Genomic DNA, 20,616 nt, shown 5'->3' on the forward strand with positions numbered 1-20,616 from the left:
ACAGGGCCAGCGTAACCGCTCGGGGATACTTGACCGCATGGCTTACGACGATCTTCGCTCCCTGCTCAGGGCGCTGGAGCGCGAGGGTGACCTCAAGCGCATCAAGGCCGAGGTCGACCCGTATCTGGAGGTCGGTGAGATCGTCGACCGGGTGCAGAAGGCCGGCGGTCCCGCACTGCTCTTCGAGAACGTGCGCGGCTCGGACATGCCCCTCGCGATGAACGTGTACGGCACCGACCGCCGCCTGCTGAAGGCACTCGGCCTGAAGGCGTACGCGGACATCTCCGAGAAGATCGGCGGGCTGCTGAAGCCCGAGCTGCCGCACGGGTTCGTCGGGGTGCGCGAGGCGTTCGGGAAGCTCGGCGCGATGACGCACGTACCGCCGAAGAAGGTGAAGTCCCAGGACGCCCCCGTGCACGAGGTCGTCCTGCACGGCGACGACGTGGACCTCGACCGGCTCCCCGCGCTGTTCACCTGGCCCAAGGACGGCGGCTCCTTCTTCAACCTGGGGCTGACCCACACCAAGGACCCGGAGACGGGCATCCGCAACCTCGGCCTGTACCGCCTCCAGCGCCACGACAAGCGCACCATCGGCATGCACTGGCAGATCCACAAGGACAGCCGCAACCACTACCAGGTGGCCGCCCGGCGCGGTGAGCGCCTGCCCGTCGCCATCGCCTTCGGCTGCCCGCCCGCCGTGACGTACGCCTCCACCGCGCCGCTCCCCGGTGACATCGACGAGTACCTGTTCGCCGGGTTCCTCCAGGGCAAGCGGATCGAGATGGTCGACTGCAAGACCGTTCCGCTCCAGGTCCCGGCGCAGGCGGAGGTCGTCATCGAGGGCTGGCTGGAGCCCGGCGAGATGCTCCCCGAGGGGCCGTTCGGCGACCACACCGGCTTCTACACCCCGCAGGAGCCCTTCCCCGCCCTGAAGATCGACTGCGTGACGATGCGCAAGCGCCCGCTGCTCCAGTCGATCGTCGTCGGCCGCCCCCCGACGGAGGACGGTCCGCTGGGACGGGCGACGGAACGCTTCTTCCTCCCCCTCCTCAAGATCATCGTCCCGGACATCGTGGACTACCACCTCCCCGAGTCCGGCGGCTTCCACAACTGCGCGATCGTCTCGATCGACAAGAAGTACCCCAAGCACGCGCAGAAGGTCATGCACGCCATCTGGGGCGCCCACATGATGTCGCTGACCAAGCTGATCGTGGTCGTCGACTCCGACTGCGACGTCCACGACCTGCACGAGGTGTCCTGGCGGGCCCTCGGCAACACCGACTACGCCCGTGACCTCACCGTCGTCGAAGGCCCCGTCGACCACCTCGACCACTCCTCGTACCAGCAGTTCTGGGGCGGCAAGGCGGGCATCGACGCGACGAAGAAGTGGCCCGAGGAGGGGTACACGCGCGACGGCGGCTGGCCCGACATGGTCGAGTCCGACCCGGACACGGCCGCGCTCGTCGACCGCCGCTGGAAGGAGTACGGACTGTGACCTCGGCCTCCGCCGCGCTTCCGCAGCAGCCGGGACGCACGAAAGCCTTCCTCCGCCTGGTGATGATCGAGCACTCGGTCTTCGCCCTCCCCTTCGCCTACATCGCCGCCCTCACCGCGATGTACGAGTGGGACGAGAACATCCACTGGGGCCGGCTGCTCCTGGTCACCGTCGCCATGGTCGGCCTGCGCACCTTCGCCATGGCCGCCAACCGGATCATCGACCGCGAGATCGACGCCCGTAACCCGCGCACCGCCCACCGCGAGCTGGTCACCGGCGCGATGTCGGTCAGGCACGCCTGGACGGGCGCGCTCGTCGCCCTCGCCGTCTTCCTCGGCGCGGCGGCCCTGCTCAACCCGCTCTGCCTCGCCCTCGCGCCCGTCGCCGTGATCCCGATGGTGGTGTATCCGTACGGCAAGCGGTTCACCAACTTCCCGCAGGCCATCCTGGGTCTGGCACAGGCGATGGGCCCGGTCGGCGGCTGGCTGGCGATCACCGGCTCGTGGTCCTGGGACGCCGTCGTCCTCGGCCTCGCGGTCGGCATCTGGATCGGCGGCTTCGACCTGATCTACGCCTGCCAGGACGTCGACACCGACCGCGAGATCGGCGTGAAGTCGGTCCCGGCCCGCTTCGGCATCCCCGCCGCGATCTGGGGCGCCCGCGCCTGCCACACCGTGACGACGGCCCTCTTCGTCTGGTACGCCCTTCTCACCGACGCCGGCGCCTTCTTCTGGCTCGGCCTGCTGATCGTGGCCGGGGCCTTCGTCTACGAGCACACCATCGTCCGCCCGAACGACCTGACCCGCCTGAACCGGGCGTTCTTCAGCGTCAACGGCTTCATCGGCATCGCGTTGTTCGTGTGCGCGCTGCTGGACCTGCTGGTGCGGGGCCTGACCGTGTAGGGCGCCGGCGCGCGGCCGGGTGCTCAGCCCTGGGGTTCCTGCGGCTTGGCGTCGATCTCGCGCAGGCCCTGGTCCTTGAGTTCGGTGCGGGCCTCCGTGCGGTGGCCGCGGGCGATGTAGTCCCGTACGACCACCTCGATCGCGTCCTGGGGCGAGCCGACCCCCGCCAGGACCATCACCTCCACCACGAGTTCGGCGTCGAGACTGATGCTGACCTTGGCCACCGTTCCCCCTTCGCCCCGCGTCGTCTCCGCACTCTAGCCGCCCGGACCGCCGGGTCCGAAGGTCTCCGACCGGTCCTGAGCGCGGACGCCCGCCGCCCGCCGGTAGGCTCAAGATGTGAACGCAGGAGAAACGCGGCGCAGGCCTTGGATCGTGGGGGTGTCCGGGGCGTCCGGGACGCCCTACGCAGCCGCTGTGCTGCGTGCGCTTCTGGCGGCGGGCGAGAGTGTCGACCTCGTCGTCAGCCGGGCCTCCCGGCTCACCCTGCTGGACGAGACCGGCATCGCCTTCCGGGACGCCCACTGGCGGGACGACCTGCGGGAATGGCTGTCCCGGGGCGCGGACGGCAAGCCGGACACGTTCACCGTCGACCTCGACGGCGTACGGCACTGGGCCGCCGGTGACCTCGCGGCCGGGCCGTCCTCGGGGTCGTATCCGAGCAAGGGCATGCTGATCGTGCCCGCCTCCACGGCCTGTGTGGCCGGGGTGGCGCTCGGGCTGTCCAAGGACCTGTTGCAGCGGGCGGCGAGCGTCACCCTGAAGGAGGGGCGCACGCTGATCGTGGCCGTACGGGAGACCCCGCTGAACGGCCAGACCCTGCGGCACCTGGTGACGCTGGACGACGCGGGCGCGACCGTGGTGCCCGCCTCGCCGGCCTTCTACGCGGGCGCGACGCACATCCAGGACCTGGTGGACTTCGTCGCCGGACGCGTACTCGACGCGGCGGGTGTCGAGCACCGGCTCTACCGCCGCTGGAAGGGCGAGCTCGGCGGCGGATCCCGTACGGACTGAGCACTTCCCGCAACCGCAACACCCGGCACGTGCAGAACTTTCAGACCTTTTCAGTTCCAGTGGAAGGCTTCGATTCGATGGACGCGGTGGACAGGCAGCTCATCCAGGCCCTGAGAGAGAACGGCCGGGCCTCCTACGCGGAGCTGGGGCGCCTCGTCGGACTGTCGGGCCCCAGCGTCACCGACCGCATCAACCGGCTGGAGGCGGCCGGTGTCATCACCGGCTACCGCGCCACCGTGGACGCCGCCTCGCTCGGCCTCGGCGTCACCGCCCTGATCGGCATCTCGCTCTCCGACGCCGCCGACCACGAGGACGTGGCGCAGCGGCTGAAGGACCTGCAGGAGATCGAGGACTGCTGGTTCATCGCCGGCGACGACTCCTTCATGCTCAAGGTGCGGGCGAGTGACGTGGACGGGCTGGAGAAGATCATCCGCCGGCTGACCGGCACCAAGGGCGTCTCCCGGACCCGTACGACCATCGTGCTCTCCACCAAGTGGGAGAACCGCGTCGGTGAGCTGCCGGAGGAGATGGAGTAGCCGGGGCGCGGAGCGCCGTTTGGGGGTCCCCCCGCCCGAAGGGTGGGGGAGTACGGTTGACCGGGTCTGTCTGAAGAGGAAAAGAGGGATCGGCATGGACGTCGGGCTCAAGCGCGAGCTGGAGGAGAAGGTCAGGGCGGGCGAACGCCTGACCCGTGAGGACGGCATCGCGCTGTACGAGTCGGACGACCTGGCCTGGCTGGGCGGGCTGGCGCACGAGGTGCGGACGCGGCTGAACGGCGACGTCGTGCACTTCAACGTCAACCGCCACCTCAACATGACGAACGTGTGCACCGCCTCCTGCGCGTACTGCTCCTTCCAGCGCAAGCCGGGGGAGAAGGACGCGTACACGATGCGCATCGAGGAGGCGGTGAAGCTCGCCAAGGCGATGGAGTCGGAGAACCTCACCGAGCTGCACATCGTCAACGGGCTGCACCCCAATCTGCCGTGGCGCTACTACCCGCGCTCGCTCAGGGAGTTGAAGGCCGCGCTGCCGGAGGTCTCGCTGAAGGCCTTCACGGCCACCGAGATCCACCACTTCGAGACCATCTCCGGGATGTCCGCCTCCGAGATCCTCGACGAGCTGATCGACGCGGGTCTGGAGTCGCTGACCGGTGGTGGCGCGGAGATCTTCGACTGGGAGGTGCGGCAGCACATCGTCGACCACCGGACCCACTGGGAGGACTGGTCGAGGATCCACCGGCTGGCGCACGAGAAGGGGCTCAAGACGCCGTGCACCATGCTGTACGGCCACATCGAGGAGCCCCGCCACCGCGTGGACCACGTGCTGCGGCTGCGCGAACTCCAGGACGAGACCGGCGGTTTCCAGGTCTTCATCCCGCTGCGCTACCAGCACGACTTCGTGGACATGAAGGACGGCAAGGTGCGCAACCGGCTCCAGGCGCGGACGCAGATGGCGACCGGGGCGGAGGCGCTGAAGACGTTCGCGGTGTCGCGGCTGCTGTTCGACAACGTGCCGCACGTCAAGGTGTTCTGGGTGATGCACGGCGTGCAGACGGCGCAGCTCGCGCTGCAGCACGGGGCGGACGACATGGACGGGTCGGTGGTCGAGTACAAGATCACGCACGACGCGGACGACTTCGGTACGCCGAACAAGCTCACCCGTGAGGACCTGCTGGACCTCATCCGTGACGCGGGGTTCCGGCCGGTGGAACGGAACACGCGGTACGAGATCATCCGGGAGTACGAGGGTCCCGACCCGGCGCGTCGGGAGTCCCCCCAGCCGATGCGGGTGTGAGCCGAAGGGGCTCCGCCCCTTCGCCCCCGCCAGGGGGCTCCCGCCCCCTGGCCCCCCGGCCCTACGCCCACCCGCCACCCGACTCGGCACCTCGAAAAGCGAGGCCCGGACCGTCGCGGCCGGCGCTCGGTGCGTGAGAAGCACGGGTGACCTGTCCCACCTCAGGGGCGCGGGGAACTGCGCGATCAACCCCCACGCAGCCGCAGCCGGCACGGATCCGAACCCCCCGCGGCGGGTACCCGGACCCCATGGTGACCGAGGACGCCTACACGGCGGAACCCTTCGTGCCGTCCCGCGGCGGCCTCCCCGCCCTGCGCGAGGCAGCCGCGGACTGCCGGGGCTGCCCCCTGCACAGGGACGCCACACAGACCGTGTTCGGCACCGGAAACCCCCACGCCCGCGTCATGCTCATCGGTGAGCAGCCCGGCGACCAGGAGGACCGGCGGGGCGAACCCTTCGTCGGCCCCGCGGGCAAACTGCTCGACCGGGCGCTCGAAGAAGCCGGCCTGAACCCAGCGGACGCGTACCTCACCAACGCCGTCAAACACTTCAAGTTCACCCGGGCCGAACCCCACAAGCGCCGCATCCACAAGTCCCCCACCCGGCGCGAGGCGACCGCCTGCGGCCCCTGGCTCGCCGCCGAGCTGGCCCTCGTCGAGCCGGAGATCGTCGTCGTGCTCGGCGCCACCGCCGGAAAGGCGCTGCTCGGCTCCTCGTTCCGGGTCACCCGGGTGCGCGGCACGGTGCTGGAGGAGGAGATCCACGGGCGCCCCGAGCGGCTGGTGCCCACGGTCCACCCCTCGGCGGTGCTGCGGGCGGACGACAGGGAGGCGGCGTACCGCGGGCTGGTCGCCGACCTGAAAGTAGCTGCACAAGCCCTGGGGTAATGGTTAGTATCGCCGCATGCCCCTTACTTTTACGTTCGATCCCGTCGTCACCCCCGACCTCCGCGACGGCATCCTCGACCTGTGGACCGATGTCACCAACGCCGGCGGAGCGGTCGGCTTCGTACCGCCCGTGACCCGTGAGGACATCCGCCCCGGCCTGGTGCGCCAGCTCGTGTCGATGGCGGAGGAGCGCTCCCGCCTGCTCGTCGGGCACGACGAGGAGGGCAGGGTGGCCGCGACGGCGTTCCTCACCTTCAACACCCACCACCTGATGACCCACTGGCTCTGGCTCTACACGGTGATGGTCCACCCCCGCCACCAGGGCAAGGGCTACGGCCGTGACCTGCTCGCCGCCGCCGAGGAGTCCGCCCGCACCCTCGACGGCATCGAGGCGATACGGCTCACCTGCCGCGGCGGCCTCGGACTGGAGCGCTTCTACGCCTCCTGCGGCTACAAGGAGGTCGGCCGGGTCCCGGACGCCATCCGCGTGGCCCCGGGCGACGACCGCGACGACGTCGTCATGCTGCTGCCGCTGACCTGAGCCCCGCACCCCGATGAAAGATCCGCGTCCGGTCGTGCTTCACTGGACGTCGTCCCTTCGGGACGTTCTGACCGTACGCAGGGAAGAGTGGATGAGATGCTCCGCTACACACTGATGCGCCTCGGGATCTTCGTGGGCTGCCTCGTGGTCGTCTGGGGCCTCGTCTACTCCGGCCTCGCCCCGCGCGGCCTCGGTGACTCCAACGGCCTGTGGGTCGTGCTGCTCGCGCTGGTGCTCTCGGCCCCGATCAGCTTCGTCGTGCTCCGCAAGGAGCGGGACCGGGCCTCCGAGCGGATCGTGCGGCGGGTGGACCGGGCCAAGGCCAACCTGGAGGCCAACCGCAACATGGAGGACACGGCCGACGAGGCCGCCCGTACGCAGGGGCAGGCGCAGGGCCAGGCCTCGTAACGTCCGTCACATCCGCGCACCGTACTCGGGCGCCCCGGTTTCCGAACTTCCCCGGAAATCGGGGCGCTTTGCGTTGTATGAGCGCCTTTGGCCTCCCACCTGTCAAAGTAAGGCTTTGAGGATCTCAAAGTTCAGGTGTTACGGTCTTCGGGTGAAGTCAGCAGCCGTGTTCCCCACGCCCCGGAGTGTTCCGCTCGTGGCGCGCCTGCACGTGGACCTCTGCCGGGTCACCGCCGCGAACTGTCGTCCCTGACGTTCCGCCGCCATCCGCGTTCCCCGGTCCCACGTCACCTTCCTTACGCGTCCCCCCTCAACGGAGCATGTCCGTGTCCACGAACACGCAGTTCAAGCTGCCCATACGCGCGCCCTTCTGGGCCCAGATACTCGCCGGCCTCGTCCTGGGCGTCCTGCTCGGCTGGCTCGCCCGCAGCCAGGACCTCTCCTGGCTGGTCACCACCCTGGAGAAGGTCGGCGGCACCTTCATCGGCCTGCTGAAGCTGGCCGTCGCCCCGCTCGTCTTCTTCGCGATCCTGGTCTCCATCACCAACCTGCGGAAGGTCAACAACGCGGCCCGGCTGGCCTCGCGCACCCTCCTCTGGTTCATGATCACCTCGCTGATCGCGGTGGCGATCGGCCTGGTCATCGGCCTGGTCACCAACCCGGGCGCCGGCACCGGCCTCACCCCGGCGGACGGCGCGGCGCCGGAGAAGTCCGGCTCCTGGATCGACTTCCTGACCGGCATCGTGCCGACCGACGTGATCACGCCGTTCACCGAGCTGAACGTGCTCCAGATCGTCTTCATGGCCGCCGTCGCCGGCATCGCCGCCCTCCAGCTCGGCGAGAAGGCCCAGCCGATCCTCACCCTGAGCGAGTCCGTCCTCGAACTCCTCCAGAAGGCCCTGTGGTGGGTCATCCGCCTCGCCCCGCTCGGCACCGTCGGCCTCATCGGCAACGCCATCGCCACCTACGGCTGGGACCTGATCGGCAAGTACGCCACCTTCACCGCCGACATCTACGTCGGCTGCGCGCTCGTCCTCTTCGGCGTCTACCCGGCGCTGCTGGCGACCGTCGCCAAGGCCAACCCGGTGCAGTTCTTCAAGGGCGCCTGGCCCGCGATCCAGCTCGCGTTCGTCTCCCGCTCCTCCGTCGGCACCATGCCGCTGACCCAGAAGGTCACCGAGCGTCTGGGCGTACCGAAGGAGTACGCGAGCTTCGCCGTCCCGTTCGGCGCGACGACCAAGATGGACGGCTGCGCCGCCATCTACCCGGCCATCGCCGCGATCTTCGTCGCCCAGATCTTCGACATCCAGCTCGGCGTCGGCGACTACCTGCTGATCGCGTTCGTCTCGGTGGTGGGCTCCGCCGCCACGGCCGGCCTCACCGGCGCGACGGTCATGCTCACCCTCACCCTCTCCACCCTGGGCCTGCCCATGGAGGGCGTGGGCCTGCTCCTCGCCATCGACCCGATCCTGGACATGATCCGCACGGCGACCAACGTCGCGGGCCAGGCCCTGGTCCCGGTCATCGTCTCCGCCCGTGAGGGACTGCTCGACCGGAAGGCGTACGACTCGGTCCACGCCTCCCCGGTCGACGAGAACCCGGCGGACGAGCACCCGGCCGACGAGCCCCAGCGGGTCCCCGCGGCGGTCTGACCGCACCCGCCCCGTCCCCGGGACCACGGACAAGCGGCCCCGGGGACCTCATCCACCCGTCTCCTCTCGCGCTTCGGCGGCGTCCTCTCCGCGCGGCACCGTTTCCGGCGACCCGTCAGAAAACCTGATCGCCGATGCCGATGGCCGTTGTTAGCCTCCTCTCGCCCGACTGTTCGGTGATCGGGCGTCATCCGGGGAGGGGTGTTCGTTCATGTCGGGGAGATGGGGCAAGAGAGGTCTGCTGCTGGGCAGTTGCCTCGCGGCGATGGTGGCGGGGGTGGTCACGCCCGGCGCCGCGTACGCGGCGGAGCAGGCGAATCTGCCGCCCGCCGTCCAGGACCTGCAGACCGAGTTCAAGGACTGCGCGTCGGGCGACGAGCCGGCCTATGTCGGGCGCCCTCCGGTCCTCACGGCCCGGCTGACCGATCCGGTCGAGGACGACCGCATCGGATACCCGGAGCAGGTCACCGCCGAGTTCGAGATCTGGTGGTCGGACCCGGACGGTACCGAACAGCGCCGCTCCTTCACCACCCAGCCGACCTACGCGGACCGGGTCCACCGCATCACCGTGCCGTCCGACATCCCGTCCGACACGGTCATCTCCTGGCACGTCCGGGCCGACGACGGCGAGGCGGACTCCCCCTGGAGTTCCGAGGCGCCCGGCGCCGCGTGCCGGTTCGTCCATGACGACGAGAGCCCGGCCGCCCCCGTCGTGAGCTCACCGGAGTACCCGGAGGAGACGTGGTGGGTCGGTGGGGTCGGCATCTACGGCAGCTTCACCATGGACTCCCCCTCGGCGGACGTCGTCGAGTACCGGTACACCTTCCTCGGCGGCACGCGGCGCACCGTCCGCCCCGCCGAGCCCGGCGGCCCGGCCACCATCCGCTTCGCCCCGCTGAGCAACGCCCCGCAGACCCTCAGCGCCGAGGCCCTCGACCGCTCCGGCCGGGTGAGCGGGCGCACCGACTACACGTTCTTCCCGAAGGCGGCGAGCGCGCCCGTCTCCCGCTGGAAGCTCGATGACGAGGCCGGCTCCACCACGGCGGCCGCGGAGGAGGGCGAGGCGGCCCGGGCGGGACGCGGTGTGACCTTCGGCGGTCCCGTGCCCCCGGGCACCCCGCTCACCTCCACGGCCACCCTCGACGGCAGCCGTCACGGCTTCCTCACCACGGACGCCCCGGCCGTCGACAGCGGCAGGACCTTCGCCGTCGGCGCCTGGGTGCGCCCGGCGGAGGACGACCGCCGCATGACCGTGCTGAGCCAGGACACCGCGTCCGGCACGGCCTACGCCCTGGCTCTGGAGGCCCCGCGGGACGCGACCGCCTCCTGGTCCTTCACCCTCGGGGACGCGAAGGTCACCGGCGGTGCTCCCGAGGCCGGCGAATGGGCCTACCTGCTCGGCGTCCATGACACCGAGACCGGGTACGCCCAGCTCTTCGTCAACGGCCACGAGGTCGGCACCAAGGCCGAGGCCGCTCCGGTCAGGGCGGACGGCGCGTTCCAGATCGGCCGGATCCGCGGCGAGAACGGCTACCGGCAGCGCTGGCACGGTGACATCGGCGACGTCCGGGCGTACGACCGTCTCGTCGTCCCGCAGGAGGTGACCGAGCTGGCCCACCGCAAGCCGAACCCGCTCGGCCACTGGTCGTTCAGCACGGCCGACGACGGCACCACGCCCGAGAACAAGGGCGGTTCGCCACTGCGGCTCGCAGCGGGCGCGTCGATCTACCGCGGTCCGGACGACTCCTGCATCCCCGACCTCGACCCCGACTGCCCGTGGAAGCCGTACCCGCTGGTCGGCGAGGGGCACCTGGCGCTGGACGGCGAAGGCGGTCACGCGGTCCTCGACGCCCCCGTGGTGGACACCGGTGACAGCTTCACCCTCGGAGTCGTCGCCAAGATCGAGGAGGCCGAAGCCACCCGGCCGATGACGGTCCTCTCACAGGCCGGTGAGCACACCGACGCGTTCAAGCTGCGCTACGACCCGTCGGCGTTCGCCTGGCAACTGGTCATGCCGGAACGCGATGAGGCGGGCGCGCCGGAGAAGGTCGTCTCGCAGGTCACGAGGCCGGACGGCAGCAGCGGTCAGGGCACGCGGCTGGCCGTCGTCTACGACGACGCGACCGACACGGTCAAGCTGTTCGCCGACGGTTACACCGATGCCGGCGCCACCGCCCACCTCCGCGACGGCTGGACGAGCACCGGCCCGCTCCAGGTGGGCCGTGCCCGCACGGCCGACGGCTGGGGCGAGTACCTGAAGGGCGAGGTGGACGAGCTCCAGGCGTACGCGGGCGCTCTGCGGGACGACGACGTCATCGGCCTGGGACACGAGACCGACCCCTGCCTGTGCTGACACCCTCCAGCCTTCCGTCCCCGGATTCTCCGGGGACGGAAGGAAGGCGTCCGTGGCACGCACGCGGGCGCGGAGCCCGCGCAACGCCGCCGAGGCGGTCGCCCTCCGGCACCGGTCCACGCACGGCGGCCCGGGACGAACCGCGCCGCCGCGGCTGACGGCGGGCGAACGGCCCGTCCTCGGCGACCGGACGGGGTCGGGAAACGACGGCGGCCGGGACCCGCGGTAGGAGACGGACCGTACGCTGTGTCCCATGGGTGCCGTGAAGACGAAACGGATGCCGCGTGCGGTCCGTGAACAGCAGATGCTGGACGCCGCAGTACGGACCTTCGGTCAACGGGGGTACATGGCCGCGTCGATGGACGAGATCGCCGAACTGGCGGGCGTGTCCAAGCCGTTGGTGTACCTGTACCTGAACTCCAAGGAAGACCTGTTCACCGCGTGCATCCGGCGCGAGGCGAAGGCCCTCACCGAGGCCGTGCGCGCCGGTGCCCGCCCGGAGCTGCCGGCCGACCGGCAGCTCTGGTCGGGTCTGACGGCGTTCTTCACGCACACCGCCCGGCATCCGGACGGCTGGGCGGTGCTGCACCTCCAGGCCCGCACCCACGGTGAGGTGTTCGCCGCCGAGGTCGCCGCGATGCGCGCGGAGATCGTGGCGTTCGTGACGCAGCTCATCCTGGCCGCCGCCCGCGACGCCCACCGGGACCCGGATCTGCCCGAGCGCGAGGTCTCGGGGCTCGCCGAGGCCCTGGTCGGGGCCGCCGAGTCCCTCGCGGACTGGGCCAACGCCACCCCCGGTGTCACGGCCCGGCAGGCGGCGGGGACCCTGATGAACTTCGCCTGGGCGGGGCTCGGCGACCTGATGGCCGGCCGCCGCTGGACCCCGCCGGACGACTCCGAGCCCGACACCGGGGCTCAGATCGGGCTGACCTCCCCGGTCACGTGAACCCGGTCGCCGCCGCCGCGCAGTTCGAAGCGTCCGCCCTCCGCCGCGTACGTCACCGTCCCCGGCAGCAGCACCGGCGCCCGGAAGTCCGCGCGGACCTCCACCGCGTCCGGGGTGCCGTGGGCGGCGAGGCAGCGGGCCACGGTCCACATGCCGTGCGCGATGGCGCGGGGGAAGCCGAAGAGCCGGGCGGTGAGCGGGTGCAGATGGATCGGGTTGCGGTCGCCGGACGCGGCACCGTAGCGCCGTCCGACGTCCCCGGCCAGCCGCCACTCGGCGACGGCGGGCAGCGGTTCGCGCCCCTCCTGTCCGTGCCCCGCGGGCCGGCCGGTGGTCCGGTGGCGGGCCAGATACGTGCTCCGCGACTCCCATACGACGTCCCCGCCGTCCCGCATCTCGGTGACCACGGCGGCCTGCGTGCCGCGCCGGTGCGGGGCCAGCCCGTCGACGTGCACCGTCAGCCCGTACGTGCCCGTGGCCGGTGTCGCCCGGTGCCGGGTGATCCGTATCGACGTGTGGACGAGGCCGAGGAGCGGGAGCGGGAAGTCCGGCCCGCTCATCAGCCGCATGGCGAGCGGGAAGCCCAGCACGTGCGGATACGTCACCGGCAGAGTGTCCTCGCCTGCCGCGGAGCCGGTCGGGAAGCCGCACACCCGCTCGTACGCGGCGAGCCGGGCGGTGCCGGCGCGCAGGGCGGGCAGCACCAGCCGGGTGCGGGGGTGGGTGGCGTCGGGACGGGGGCGCTTGAAGGGCGACAGCAGGGCGCCGCGGGCGAGGAGCGGCGCGAGGGCGGGGGCCGTGGAGAGCTCCACGGTGGGCGCGGGTGCGGACGTCATGGAGGGTTCACGCCCCCAGCAGGCTCTGGCCGCAGACCCGTACGACCTGACCGTTCACCGCGCCGGAGGCCGGGTGGGCGAGCCAGGCGGTGGTCTCGGCGACGTCGATGGGCAGGCCGCCCTGGGCGAGGGAGTTCATCCGGCGGCCGGCCTCCCGGATGAACAGCGGGACGGCGGCCGTCATCTTCGTCTCGATGAAGCCGGGCGCGACCGCGTTCACCGTCACCCCGTGCCCGTGGAGCGCGTGCGGCGCGAGGGCGCGGACCAGGCCGGTGACGCCCGCCTTGCTCGCCCCGTAGTTGGTCTGGCCGGCGTTCCCGGCGATCCCCGCGATGGACGCCGTGGCGACGATCCGCCCGCCGCGCCTCAGGGTCCCGGCGGCGAGCAGCGCGTCGGTGGTGCGCAGCACGCTCGCCAGGTTCACCTCCAGCACCGGGCTCCAGCGCTCGGCCGGCATGTTGACCAGCCGCCGGTCACGGGTGATGCCCGCGTTGTGGACGAGCACGTCGAGACCGTCGGGGAGGGCTTCGGCGATGCGGGCGCCCGCGTCGGCGGCGGTGATGTCGAGGGGGAGCGCGGTCCCGCCGAGCCGCTCGGCGACGCGCCGGGCGTCCGCCTCGGCCCCCGGCACGTCGAGGACGACCACCTTGGCGCCGTCCCGCGCCAGCGTCTCGGCGACCGCCTCGCCGATGCCGCGCGCGGCGCCGGTCACCAGGGCGGTACGGCCGGACAGGGGACGGTCCGCGTCGTACGGGGCGGCGGTCTCGTGCGCGCCGACCCCGATCACCTGGCCGCTGACGTAGGCCGATTTGGAGGAGAGCAGGAAGCGGAGGGTGGACTCGGCGGCGGGGGCGTCGGTGAGGCGGACCAGGTTCACGGTGATGCCCCGGCCGGTCTCCTTGCCGAGGGAGCGGGTGAAGCCCTCCAACGCCTGCTGGGCGGCGGCCTGATGGTGGTCGGCGGGGTCGAGCGGGGCGCCGAGCACCACGATCCGGCCGCTCGCGGCGACCGACCGTACGACGGGATGCAGGGCCGCGTGCACCTCGGCGAGCCCTTCCACGTCCCGTATCCCGCTGGCGTCCAGGACGACGGCGGCGGGCCGGCCCGTGGCGTCGTCCGGGGCGGGTCCGGTGCGGGCGAGGACGGGGGCGAGGTCGAGGCCGGACTTGCCGGCCGTGAGGTGGAGCAGGCCGCCGTCCAGGTCCGGCCGCTCCGGTGACCAGCGCCGCAGCGGCGCCGGCCGGGGGAGTCCCAGGCGGCGCGTGAGGAAGCGGCCGGGCGCGGTGCCGGTGAAGCTCAGATAGCGGTCGGCCATGGGGGACTCCCGGTGTGGTCTCGCTTTGCTTACTCTGGAGTAAGGTTACCGGAGGTAAGGGTATGTCAACTACCCTCTTCCGCAGTGGAGTCAAGCGATGTGAACGCATGTACCAGCGTTCACTGATCGGGGCGATCGCACGAGAAGGTGGGTGCGATTGTTCGGGTGTCGTGCGTACGGTCGTGTGATGTCAGGTGATTGGGGTGAGTGCCGGGGGTGGCAGTGCGGAAGGCCGATGAGGGTGGACGCGCCCGGTACACGTACCGGTTGCGGGTGTCGGCCACGGCTCGGACGGGGCTGGAGGCGGAGTGGGGGCGGTGCCGGTGGGTGTGGAACGAATGCGTCGCCAAGTCGCGTCAGGTGCACACACACAACCAGGCGTATCCCGAAGGCAGGCTGTCCTGCGGTCCGGCGCAGCTCGACAGGATGCTGACCGATGCACGCGCCAAGGCGTCGTGGCTTGGTGAGGGCGCGAGTGTTCCCCAGCAGCAGACCATCCGCGACTTTGCCGCGTCCCGCTCGAGGGCGCTCAAGGGCATCAAGGACCGGCTGCCGCTGAAGCGGCGGGCCGGGATGCCCCGGCACAAGAGGAAACGCGGGACCGACCCATCGCTTAATTACACCCGGCGTGGCTTTGCGCTCAAGAACGGGCGGCTGCACCTGGCGGGTGGGATCGTCCTGACCGTGGTGTGGTCGCGCCCTCTCCCGGCCGAGCCGTCCTCGGTGCGGGTGTACCGCGATTGTCTGGGCGACTGGTACTGCTCGTTCGTCGTTCCCGCTCCGCTGGAGCCGCTGCCGACGACCGGTGCGGTAATCGGCGTCGACTGGGGAGTGAAGGAGACGGCCACCACCACCTCCGATGCCCACGACCTGCCCCACCCCCGGCACGGTGAGAAGGCGCAGGGGAAGCTGTCCCGCTATGACCGGATGATGGCCCGCCGTAGACCGGCGAGGGGGCAGGCGGCGTCGAAGGGGTACCGGGAGGCGAAGCGGTGGCGGGCGAAGACCTACGCGAAGATCGCCCGGCAGCGGCAGGACACCGCCCGCAAGTGGGCGAAGAAGGTCGTGCGCGACCACGACGTGATCGCGGTGGAGGACTTCCGGCCGAAGTTCCTCGCCAAAACCAGCATGGCGCGCAAGGCGGCCGATGCCGCGATCGGCGCGACGAAGAAGGCCCTGCTGGAGATGGGCCGCAAGCACAGGCGGGATGTGCGTCTGGTGCATCCCGCGCACACCACCATGGATTGCGCGCGGTGCGGAGCGAGAGCCAAGCACGCCCTGCCGCTGTCGGAACGCACCTACACCTGCACCGCGTGCGGAGCCGTCTCCCCCAGGGACAAGAACTCCGCCCGCGTGATGCTCCTCCGGGCAGGTCTGGACCCGGCTGGTGTCGAGGGCACAAGACCTCCCGGAGCGCCGCTCCGGAAGGCGGCCTGAGCCAGGAATCCCCTCCATCCCAAGGGAGCAGTCAAGTAACCCGCAACATTGCACACCCCCGGCCCGGGACCGTCCCCGGACCCGCACAGACCTTCCACGTCAGGGCCGTACGATCTCCGCACCGACCGGTGGTGACCCCTTTCCCCGACGGCCACCGGTGAGCGCCCCGGCGTGCGGGGCACGTACGTCGTGGCACCACGCAGTTCCCCCGCACGCCCCAGGAGCCGCCCGTGTCCACCGCCCACACCTCCGCTCTCGACGACGACGTCCACGGAGCACCCGTCCTGGTCGAGCCGGAGACCCGGCGGCTGGACGGCGTCGTACGGGAAGCGTCCGTACCGCCGTTCGCCCGGCAGGTGCGGCACGGGTCGCTCGCCGACCTGCCGTTCGAGAACGCGAACACGGCGCCGGACGAGGTGGTGCTCAGCCGGAAGACGGCGGACGGCGATTGGCGGGACGTGACGGCGCGGCGATTCGCCGCCGAGGTCCTGGCCGTCGCGAAGGGGCTGATCGCCGAGGGCCTGACGCCGGGCGACCGGATCGCCGTCATGGCCCGCACCATCTACGAGTGGACGGTGCTCGACTTCGCCGCGTGGGCGGCCGGACTGGTCACCGTCCCCGTCTACCCGACCTCCTCCGTCTTCCAGGCCCGCTGGATCCTGCACGACTCCGGCGCGGTCGCCCTGGTCACGGAGACGGCCGGGCAGGCCGCCGCCCTCGGCCCCGAGCTCGTGCACCTTCCCGACCTGCGGCGGGTGTGGGTCGTGGAGAAGGGCCACGTCGACGCGCTCGCGGAAGCCGGGGCGCACGTACCCGACCAGGAAGTCGAGGTGCGCCGCGGCGTCCTGGGCCCCGACACCCTCGCCACCCTCGTCTACACCTCGGGCACCACCGGCCGCCCCAAGGGCTGCGCCCTCACCCACGGCAACTTCTTCGCCGAGGTGGACAACGCCATCGAGCTGCTCTACCCCGTCTTCAGGGCCCGGACCGGCGAAGAGGCCTCCGTCCTGCTCTTCCTGCCGATGTCCCACGTCTTCGGCCGGATGGTCGCCGTCGCCTGTGTGCGCGCCCGGGTGCGCCTCGGCCACGCGCCGAGCCTGGCGCCCGCGGACCTGCTGCCCGACCTGGCGAGCTTCCGGCCCACCTGCCTGCTGGCCATCCCGTACATGCTGGAGAAGGTCTTCAACACCGCGCGGGCGAAGGCGGAGGCGGGCGGACGGCTCCCGGCCTTCGACCGCGCGGAGTCGGTGGCCCGCCGCTACGGCGAGGCCGTCGAGGCCCGCCAGACGGGGGCGGGGGCCGGCCCGTCCCGCTCCCTGAAGACGGCCCGCGCCTTCTACGACCCGCTGGTCTACCGCAAGATCCGCAACGCCATGGGCGGCAAGGTGCGTTACGCCATCTGCGGCGGCTCCCCGCTCGGCCCCCGCCTCGCCGCGTTCTACGCCGGTGCCGGCATCGAGATCTTCGAGGGCTACGGCCTGACGGAGACCACCGGCGCCTCGACGGTGACACCCCCGCTGAAACCCCGTCTGGGCACGGTGGGCTGGCCGCTGCCGGGGACGAGGATCCGCATAGCGGCGGACGGCGAGATCCTCGTCGGCGGCGGCCATGTGCTGCGCGGCTACTGGGACCCCCAGGCGGGCGGGGTCGTGCCCGCCGCGCCCGACGGCTGGCTGCCCACCGGCGACCTCGGCGAACTGGACGACGAGGGCTACCTGACCATCACGGGCCGCAAGAAGGAGCTGATCATCACCTCCGGCGGCAAGAGCGTCGCCCCGGCCCCGCTGGAGAACTGGCTCCGATCGCACCCGCTGATCTCCCAGGTCATGGTGGTCGGCGACAACCGCCCCTACGTCTCCGCCCTGATCACCCTCGATCCCGACGGCATCACCCACTGGCGCCGCATGAACGGCAGGCACCCGGTCCCGCCGGAACTCCTCCTCGACGACGAGGAGTTGCACGCCATCCTCCAGCGCGCGATCGACGAGGCCAACAAGATGCTCTCCCGCCCGGAGTCGATCCGCCGCTTCACCGTCCTCCCGGTGGACTTCACGGAGGAGGCGGGCCACCTGACCCCGTCGATGAAGCTGCGGCGCGAGGAGATCCTGCGGGACTTCGCGGCGGAGGTGGAGGGGCTGTACGGGGGGTAGGCCCGGGTCATCCCGTCGCCGCGCGGGCGATCAGGAACGCCTGGGGCGTCGACTCGCCCTGGTCCGTGTCGGCGGTGCGCACCGTGTGCTGGACGAGGGCGAAACCGGCGGCCTCCAGGAGCGCGACGACGCGTTCCGGGCGCATGCGCCGGAAGTCGAGGGTGACCGGGTGGCCCCAGGGGCGCTCGTGGCGACGGGGTTCGTCGCCGCACTGGAACGCGAGCAGCAGATGGCCCCCGGGGGCCAGGACCCGGCGGAACTCGGCGTAGACGGCGGGCAGTTCGTCCTGCGGGGTGTGGATGGTGGAGTACCAGGAGACCACGCCGGCGAGGGCACCGTCGGAGAGGTCCAGGTTCCGCATCGAACCCTGCTCGAAGCGCAGGTCCGGATTCTCGCGGCGGGCGATCGCGAGCATGGACTCCGACAGGTCGAGGCCGAAGACGGAGAGACCGAGGGAGGCGAGATGCGCGGTCACCCGGCCGGGACCGCACCCCAGGTCGGCCACCTGGCCGCCCTCACCGACCAGTTCGGCGAAACCGGCCATCACCGCCCGGTCCAGCGGCATGACGGAGAGGGAGTCACGGAACAGGGTGGCGTAGTCCTCGGCGATGGCGTCGTAGAAGGTGCGGGTGGCGATGACGTGATCGGCGTCGGTGGCGGTCATGGGCGGTGACCGTACTCGCCCCCACTGACAGCTTCGGGGGCATGGGGGACGGCCGCGTGACTGCCGTACCCGCCCGGCATGGGGGACGGCCGCGTGACTGCCGTACCCGCTCGGCATGGGGGACGGCCGCGTGACTGCCGTACCCGCCCGGCATGGGGACGGCTACCCGACCCCCATGCCCCGCAGCGCCGCCGTCGTGGCCGCCGCCCCGAGGACGACCACCGCGAACGGCGCGCGCCGCCACGCCAGTGCGCCGCCCACCAGCACCCCGGCCGGACGCGACCACCCCGCGAACCCGCCGCCCTCGGTGAGCGCCCCCGTCGCCAGCAGCGCCACCAGCAGGACCACCGCACCGGCGGACAGCAGCTCCCGCACCCGGACCGGCAGCTCCACCCGCCCCTGCAGCACCGGTCCGACCAGCCGGAAGGCGTACGTCCCGACCGCCAGCGCCAGGATCACCGCGACCGTCGCGCTCACACCGACCGCCCCCGTGCCCGTCCGTGGAGGAGCAGCCCCGCCAGGGCCACCAGCACCGGCACGCCCGCCGGTACCGCCGGTGTGACCGCCAGGGCCAGTGCCGCTCCGGGCAGCGCGGCCCGGCGGACGCCGGCGTCCTCGCGCAGGGCGGGCAGGACGAGGGCGGCCAGCACCGCGGGGAAGGCCGCGTCCAGCCCGTAGCGCGCCGTGTCCCCCAGCGCGCTGCCGGCCAGCGCGCCCGCCAGCACCCCGGTGTTCCACACGGCGAACATCCCGAGCCCCGAGATCCAGAACGCCGCCCGTCGCCGTGCCGGGTCCCGCTGGGCCAGGGTGAAGGCCACCGTCTCGTCGGTCACCAGGTGCGCCCCGACCAGGCGGGCGAGCCTTCCCGGACCGATGTGCTCGGCGACGGCGAGGCTGAAGGCGACCGTACGGGTGTTGAGCAGCAGCCCCGTGGCCGCCGCCGCGACCGGACCGCCCCCGGCCAGCAGCACACCCACCGCGCTGAACTGGGCGGAGCCCGCGTACACCACCAGCGACATCACCACCGGCACCCACACCGGCAGCCCGCCGGCGACGGCGATCGCCCCGAACGACACGCCGACGACGCCCCCGGCCAGACAGACCAGGGACACGTCCCGGAGCAGACCGAGGTCGAGAAGGGCAGGAGTTGTTCGCTGTGCCGAACGCATGTTTCCTACCATGGACAGGAGAGATGTCGTTCGTCAAGCCGAACGACCGGACCGCTGGAGCGAACGACATGAGCGACGGCCCCCCGCCCCGCCTCCCCCTCGACCGGATCGCCGCAGCCCTGCGCCGCGAACGCGCCCGCGTCGGCCTCTCCCTCTCCGAACTGGCCAAACGCGCCGGGATCGCCAAGTCCACGCTGTCCCAGCTGGAGGCGGCGAGCGGAAACCCGAGCATGGAGACGATCTGGGCGCTGGCGGTGGCGCTCGGGGTGCCGTTCAGCGCGCTGGTGGAGTCCCCGGTGCCGTCCGTGCGGGTGATCAGGGCGGGAGAGGGGCCGACGGTGCACTCCGAGCAGTCCAGTTACGTCGCCACCCTGCTGTCCGCGAGCCCGCCGGGCGCGCGGCGCGACATCTACGCCGTGGGGCTGGAGCCGGGGACCGTGCGCGACTCCGAGCCGCACATTCCGGGGACCGTGGAGCACATCGTGGTCAGCGCGGGACGGGTGAAGGCGGGGCCCGGCGGAGAGAGCGCGGAACTCGGCCCGGGGGACTACATGACGTACCGCGGGGATGTGCCGCACACGTACGAGGCGCTGGAGGCCGGCACGAAATTCGTGCTGATCATGCAGCACGTATGAGAGGAATTCCCCGAATATTCACCGAAGCATTTCGGTGCGAGGAGGGGAAAGGGCAGGAGCCCCGTCGCCTGACGGCGCGGGGCTCCTTGGGTACTGCTAGTCGTTCCCGGATCGGAGAGGATCAGACCGGGGTGACGTTCTCCGCCTGCGGGCCCTTCGGACCCTGCGTGACGTCGAAGGACACCTGCTGGTTCTCCTCGAGGGAGCGGAAACCGCTCGCGTTGATCGCGGAGTAGTGGACGAAGACGTCGGGGCCGCCGCCTTCCTGGGCGATGAAACCAAAGCCCTTTTCGGCGTTGAACCACTTCACGGTTCCGGTAGCCATAAGCCCTCCTTGGGCCCAAAGGGTTGCCCTGCTCCAGAACCAGCAAGTGTGAAGACCAATTCCGCACAAGTGCATCCGTCTGAGAACGACGAG

23 protein-coding genes are annotated in these 20,616 nt (G+C 71.5%); 16 read left to right on the forward strand and 7 right to left on the reverse strand.

All coding sequences use genetic code 11. From position 1 onward, the window contains the following. Positions 1-37 precede the first annotated feature (37 nt). Both ACZ62B_RS10065 and mqnP read left to right on the forward strand, forming a co-directional pair. Positions 38-1,495: a menaquinone biosynthesis decarboxylase gene (locus tag ACZ62B_RS10065; RefSeq protein WP_469689751.1), complete on the forward strand. Its 1,458-nt coding sequence runs from the start codon at positions 38-40 to the stop codon at positions 1,493-1,495. Continuing rightward, positions 1,492-2,397 (forward strand): menaquinone biosynthesis prenyltransferase MqnP, encoded by a 906-nt coding sequence (mqnP, locus tag ACZ62B_RS10070; RefSeq protein WP_344565179.1) that lies wholly within the window; start codon positions 1,492-1,494, stop codon positions 2,395-2,397. Before ACZ62B_RS10065 ends, mqnP begins: the two co-directional genes overlap by 4 nt. Before the next feature lie 23 nt (positions 2,398-2,420). Here mqnP and ACZ62B_RS10075 read toward each other — a convergent pair whose 3' ends face one another. Next, the gene (locus ACZ62B_RS10075) at positions 2,421-2,621 is read right to left on the reverse strand and encodes a DUF2191 domain-containing protein (protein ID WP_344565181.1); all 201 of its coding nucleotides are present in this window, start codon (positions 2,619-2,621) and stop codon (positions 2,421-2,423) included. Between the two features lie 151 nt (positions 2,622-2,772). Here ACZ62B_RS10075 and ACZ62B_RS10080 point away from each other — a divergent pair, with 151 nt between their 5' ends. The 11 genes from ACZ62B_RS10080 to ACZ62B_RS10130 all read left to right on the forward strand — a co-directional run bounded on the left by ACZ62B_RS10080 (position 2,773) and on the right by ACZ62B_RS10130 (position 11,992). Further along, positions 2,773-3,411: a UbiX family flavin prenyltransferase gene (locus ACZ62B_RS10080; RefSeq protein WP_385045685.1), complete on the forward strand. Its 639-nt coding sequence runs from the start codon at positions 2,773-2,775 to the stop codon at positions 3,409-3,411. Positions 3,412-3,488: 77 nt separating this feature from the next. Continuing rightward, positions 3,489-3,947, forward strand: coding sequence for an Lrp/AsnC family transcriptional regulator (locus ACZ62B_RS10085; RefSeq protein ID WP_344565185.1), 459 nt, complete (start codon positions 3,489-3,491; stop codon positions 3,945-3,947). 94 nt (positions 3,948-4,041) lie between these two features. Continuing rightward, positions 4,042-5,205: an aminofutalosine synthase MqnE gene (gene mqnE, locus ACZ62B_RS10090; protein WP_344565187.1), complete on the forward strand. Its 1,164-nt coding sequence runs from the start codon at positions 4,042-4,044 to the stop codon at positions 5,203-5,205. 248 nt (positions 5,206-5,453) lie between these two features. Continuing rightward, the gene (locus ACZ62B_RS10095) at positions 5,454-6,092 is read left to right on the forward strand and encodes a UdgX family uracil-DNA binding protein (protein WP_468719942.1); all 639 of its coding nucleotides are present in this window, start codon (positions 5,454-5,456) and stop codon (positions 6,090-6,092) included. 16 nt (positions 6,093-6,108) lie between these two features. After that, positions 6,109-6,633: a GNAT family N-acetyltransferase gene (locus ACZ62B_RS10100; RefSeq protein WP_469689753.1), complete on the forward strand. Its 525-nt coding sequence runs from the start codon at positions 6,109-6,111 to the stop codon at positions 6,631-6,633. A gap of 96 nt (positions 6,634-6,729) precedes the next feature. After that, a complete protein-coding gene (locus ACZ62B_RS10105) occupies positions 6,730-7,041 on the forward strand; it encodes a DUF4229 domain-containing protein (RefSeq protein ID WP_344565191.1) in 312 nt (103 codons plus the stop codon). Positions 7,042-7,207: 166 nt separating this feature from the next. Continuing rightward, a complete protein-coding gene (locus ACZ62B_RS10110) occupies positions 7,208-7,294 on the forward strand; it encodes a putative leader peptide (RefSeq protein ID WP_311642580.1) in 87 nt (28 codons plus the stop codon). Positions 7,295-7,361: 67 nt separating this feature from the next. After that, on the forward strand, positions 7,362-8,693 hold the full coding sequence (locus ACZ62B_RS10115; RefSeq protein WP_468719944.1) for a dicarboxylate/amino acid:cation symporter: 1,332 nt from the start codon (positions 7,362-7,364) through the stop codon (positions 8,691-8,693). 211 nt (positions 8,694-8,904) lie between these two features. After that, positions 8,905-11,046 carry a LamG domain-containing protein gene (locus ACZ62B_RS10120; RefSeq protein ID WP_469689756.1) on the forward strand — a complete coding sequence of 714 codons (2,142 nt, stop codon included), beginning with the start codon at positions 8,905-8,907 and terminating at the stop codon, positions 11,044-11,046. Positions 11,047-11,098: 52 nt separating this feature from the next. After that, positions 11,099-11,275, forward strand: a complete 177-nt coding sequence (locus tag ACZ62B_RS10125) for a hypothetical protein (RefSeq protein ID WP_469689758.1) — start codon at positions 11,099-11,101, stop codon at positions 11,273-11,275. 24 nt (positions 11,276-11,299) lie between these two features. Next, positions 11,300-11,992 carry a TetR/AcrR family transcriptional regulator gene (locus tag ACZ62B_RS10130; RefSeq protein WP_469689760.1) on the forward strand — a complete coding sequence of 231 codons (693 nt, stop codon included), beginning with the start codon at positions 11,300-11,302 and terminating at the stop codon, positions 11,990-11,992. Here the strand turns inward: ACZ62B_RS10130 and ACZ62B_RS10135 are convergent. Together ACZ62B_RS10135 and ACZ62B_RS10140 are read right to left on the reverse strand one after the other, a co-directional pair. Further along, positions 11,962-12,828 (reverse strand): MaoC family dehydratase, encoded by an 867-nt coding sequence (locus ACZ62B_RS10135; RefSeq protein ID WP_469689764.1) that lies wholly within the window; start codon positions 12,826-12,828, stop codon positions 11,962-11,964. The two genes, ACZ62B_RS10130 and ACZ62B_RS10135, sit on opposite strands and share 31 nt — an antisense overlap. 7 nt (positions 12,829-12,835) lie before the next feature. Beyond that, complete coding sequence (locus tag ACZ62B_RS10140; protein WP_469689767.1) at positions 12,836-14,143, reverse strand: 3-oxoacyl-ACP reductase; 1,308 nt, start codon at positions 14,141-14,143, stop codon at positions 12,836-12,838. 273 nt (positions 14,144-14,416) lie between these two features. Here ACZ62B_RS10140 and ACZ62B_RS10145 point away from each other — a divergent pair, with 273 nt between their 5' ends. After that, a complete protein-coding gene (locus tag ACZ62B_RS10145; RefSeq protein WP_468886423.1) occupies positions 14,417-15,580 on the forward strand; it encodes an RNA-guided endonuclease InsQ/TnpB family protein in 1,164 nt (387 codons plus the stop codon). Positions 15,581-15,810: 230 nt separating this feature from the next. Beyond that, entirely contained in the window at positions 15,811-17,730 is a 1,920-nt protein-coding gene (locus tag ACZ62B_RS10150) for an AMP-dependent synthetase/ligase (RefSeq protein WP_469689769.1), read from the forward strand. 7 nt (positions 17,731-17,737) lie between these two features. Here ACZ62B_RS10150 and ACZ62B_RS10155 read toward each other — a convergent pair whose 3' ends face one another. The 3 genes from ACZ62B_RS10155 to ACZ62B_RS10165 all read right to left on the reverse strand — a co-directional run bounded on the left by ACZ62B_RS10155 (position 17,738) and on the right by ACZ62B_RS10165 (position 19,563). After that, positions 17,738-18,394 carry a class I SAM-dependent methyltransferase gene (locus ACZ62B_RS10155; protein WP_468886425.1) on the reverse strand — a complete coding sequence of 219 codons (657 nt, stop codon included), beginning with the start codon at positions 18,392-18,394 and terminating at the stop codon, positions 17,738-17,740. Positions 18,395-18,556: 162 nt separating this feature from the next. After that, positions 18,557-18,871: an AzlD domain-containing protein gene (locus tag ACZ62B_RS10160; protein ID WP_469689771.1), complete on the reverse strand. Its 315-nt coding sequence runs from the start codon at positions 18,869-18,871 to the stop codon at positions 18,557-18,559. Further along, on the reverse strand, positions 18,868-19,563 hold the full coding sequence (locus ACZ62B_RS10165; protein ID WP_468881955.1) for an AzlC family ABC transporter permease: 696 nt from the start codon (positions 19,561-19,563) through the stop codon (positions 18,868-18,870). Before ACZ62B_RS10165 ends, ACZ62B_RS10160 begins: the two co-directional genes overlap by 4 nt. A 68-nt stretch (positions 19,564-19,631) precedes the next feature. Between ACZ62B_RS10165 and ACZ62B_RS10170 the strand changes: the two genes are divergently transcribed. After that, entirely contained in the window at positions 19,632-20,198 is a 567-nt protein-coding gene (locus ACZ62B_RS10170; protein ID WP_468881952.1) for a helix-turn-helix domain-containing protein, read from the forward strand. A 121-nt stretch (positions 20,199-20,319) separates the two neighbouring features. On the opposite strand, the gene ACZ62B_RS10175 is transcribed toward ACZ62B_RS10170, so the two are convergent. Beyond that, positions 20,320-20,523, reverse strand: coding sequence for a cold-shock protein (locus ACZ62B_RS10175; RefSeq protein ID WP_003992177.1), 204 nt, complete (start codon positions 20,521-20,523; stop codon positions 20,320-20,322). Positions 20,524-20,616: the final 93 nt, after the last annotated feature.

This window comes from Streptomyces sp. NPDC053426, assembly GCF_055585405.1.

What these genes read in the sequence shown, in the direction of transcription:
- ACZ62B_RS10065 (WP_469689751.1), top strand. Translation starts at nt 38, where the DNA reads ATGGCTTACGACGATCTTCGCTCCCTGCTCAGGGCGCTGGAGCGCGAG.
- ACZ62B_RS10085 (WP_344565185.1), top strand. Translation starts at nt 3,489, where the DNA reads ATGGACGCGGTGGACAGGCAGCTCATCCAGGCCCTGAGAGAGAACGGC.
- mqnE (WP_344565187.1), top strand. Translation starts at nt 4,042, where the DNA reads ATGGACGTCGGGCTCAAGCGCGAGCTGGAGGAGAAGGTCAGGGCGGGC.
- ACZ62B_RS10095 (WP_468719942.1), top strand. Translation starts at nt 5,454, where the DNA reads ATGGTGACCGAGGACGCCTACACGGCGGAACCCTTCGTGCCGTCCCGC.
- ACZ62B_RS10100 (WP_469689753.1), top strand. Translation starts at nt 6,109, where the DNA reads ATGCCCCTTACTTTTACGTTCGATCCCGTCGTCACCCCCGACCTCCGC.
- ACZ62B_RS10105 (WP_344565191.1), top strand. Translation starts at nt 6,730, where the DNA reads ATGCTCCGCTACACACTGATGCGCCTCGGGATCTTCGTGGGCTGCCTC.
- ACZ62B_RS10115 (WP_468719944.1), top strand. Translation starts at nt 7,362, where the DNA reads ATGTCCGTGTCCACGAACACGCAGTTCAAGCTGCCCATACGCGCGCCC.
- ACZ62B_RS10120 (WP_469689756.1), top strand. Translation starts at nt 8,905, where the DNA reads ATGTCGGGGAGATGGGGCAAGAGAGGTCTGCTGCTGGGCAGTTGCCTC.
- ACZ62B_RS10130 (WP_469689760.1), top strand. Translation starts at nt 11,300, where the DNA reads ATGGGTGCCGTGAAGACGAAACGGATGCCGCGTGCGGTCCGTGAACAG.
- ACZ62B_RS10135 (WP_469689764.1), bottom strand. Translation starts at nt 12,828, where the DNA reads ATGACGTCCGCACCCGCGCCCACCGTGGAGCTCTCCACGGCCCCCGCC.
- ACZ62B_RS10140 (WP_469689767.1), bottom strand. Translation starts at nt 14,143, where the DNA reads ATGGCCGACCGCTATCTGAGCTTCACCGGCACCGCGCCCGGCCGCTTC.
- ACZ62B_RS10155 (WP_468886425.1), bottom strand. Translation starts at nt 18,394, where the DNA reads ATGACCGCCACCGACGCCGATCACGTCATCGCCACCCGCACCTTCTAC.
- ACZ62B_RS10165 (WP_468881955.1), bottom strand. Translation starts at nt 19,563, where the DNA reads ATGCGTTCGGCACAGCGAACAACTCCTGCCCTTCTCGACCTCGGTCTG.
- ACZ62B_RS10170 (WP_468881952.1), top strand. Translation starts at nt 19,632, where the DNA reads ATGAGCGACGGCCCCCCGCCCCGCCTCCCCCTCGACCGGATCGCCGCA.
- ACZ62B_RS10175 (WP_003992177.1), bottom strand. Translation starts at nt 20,523, where the DNA reads ATGGCTACCGGAACCGTGAAGTGGTTCAACGCCGAAAAGGGCTTTGGT.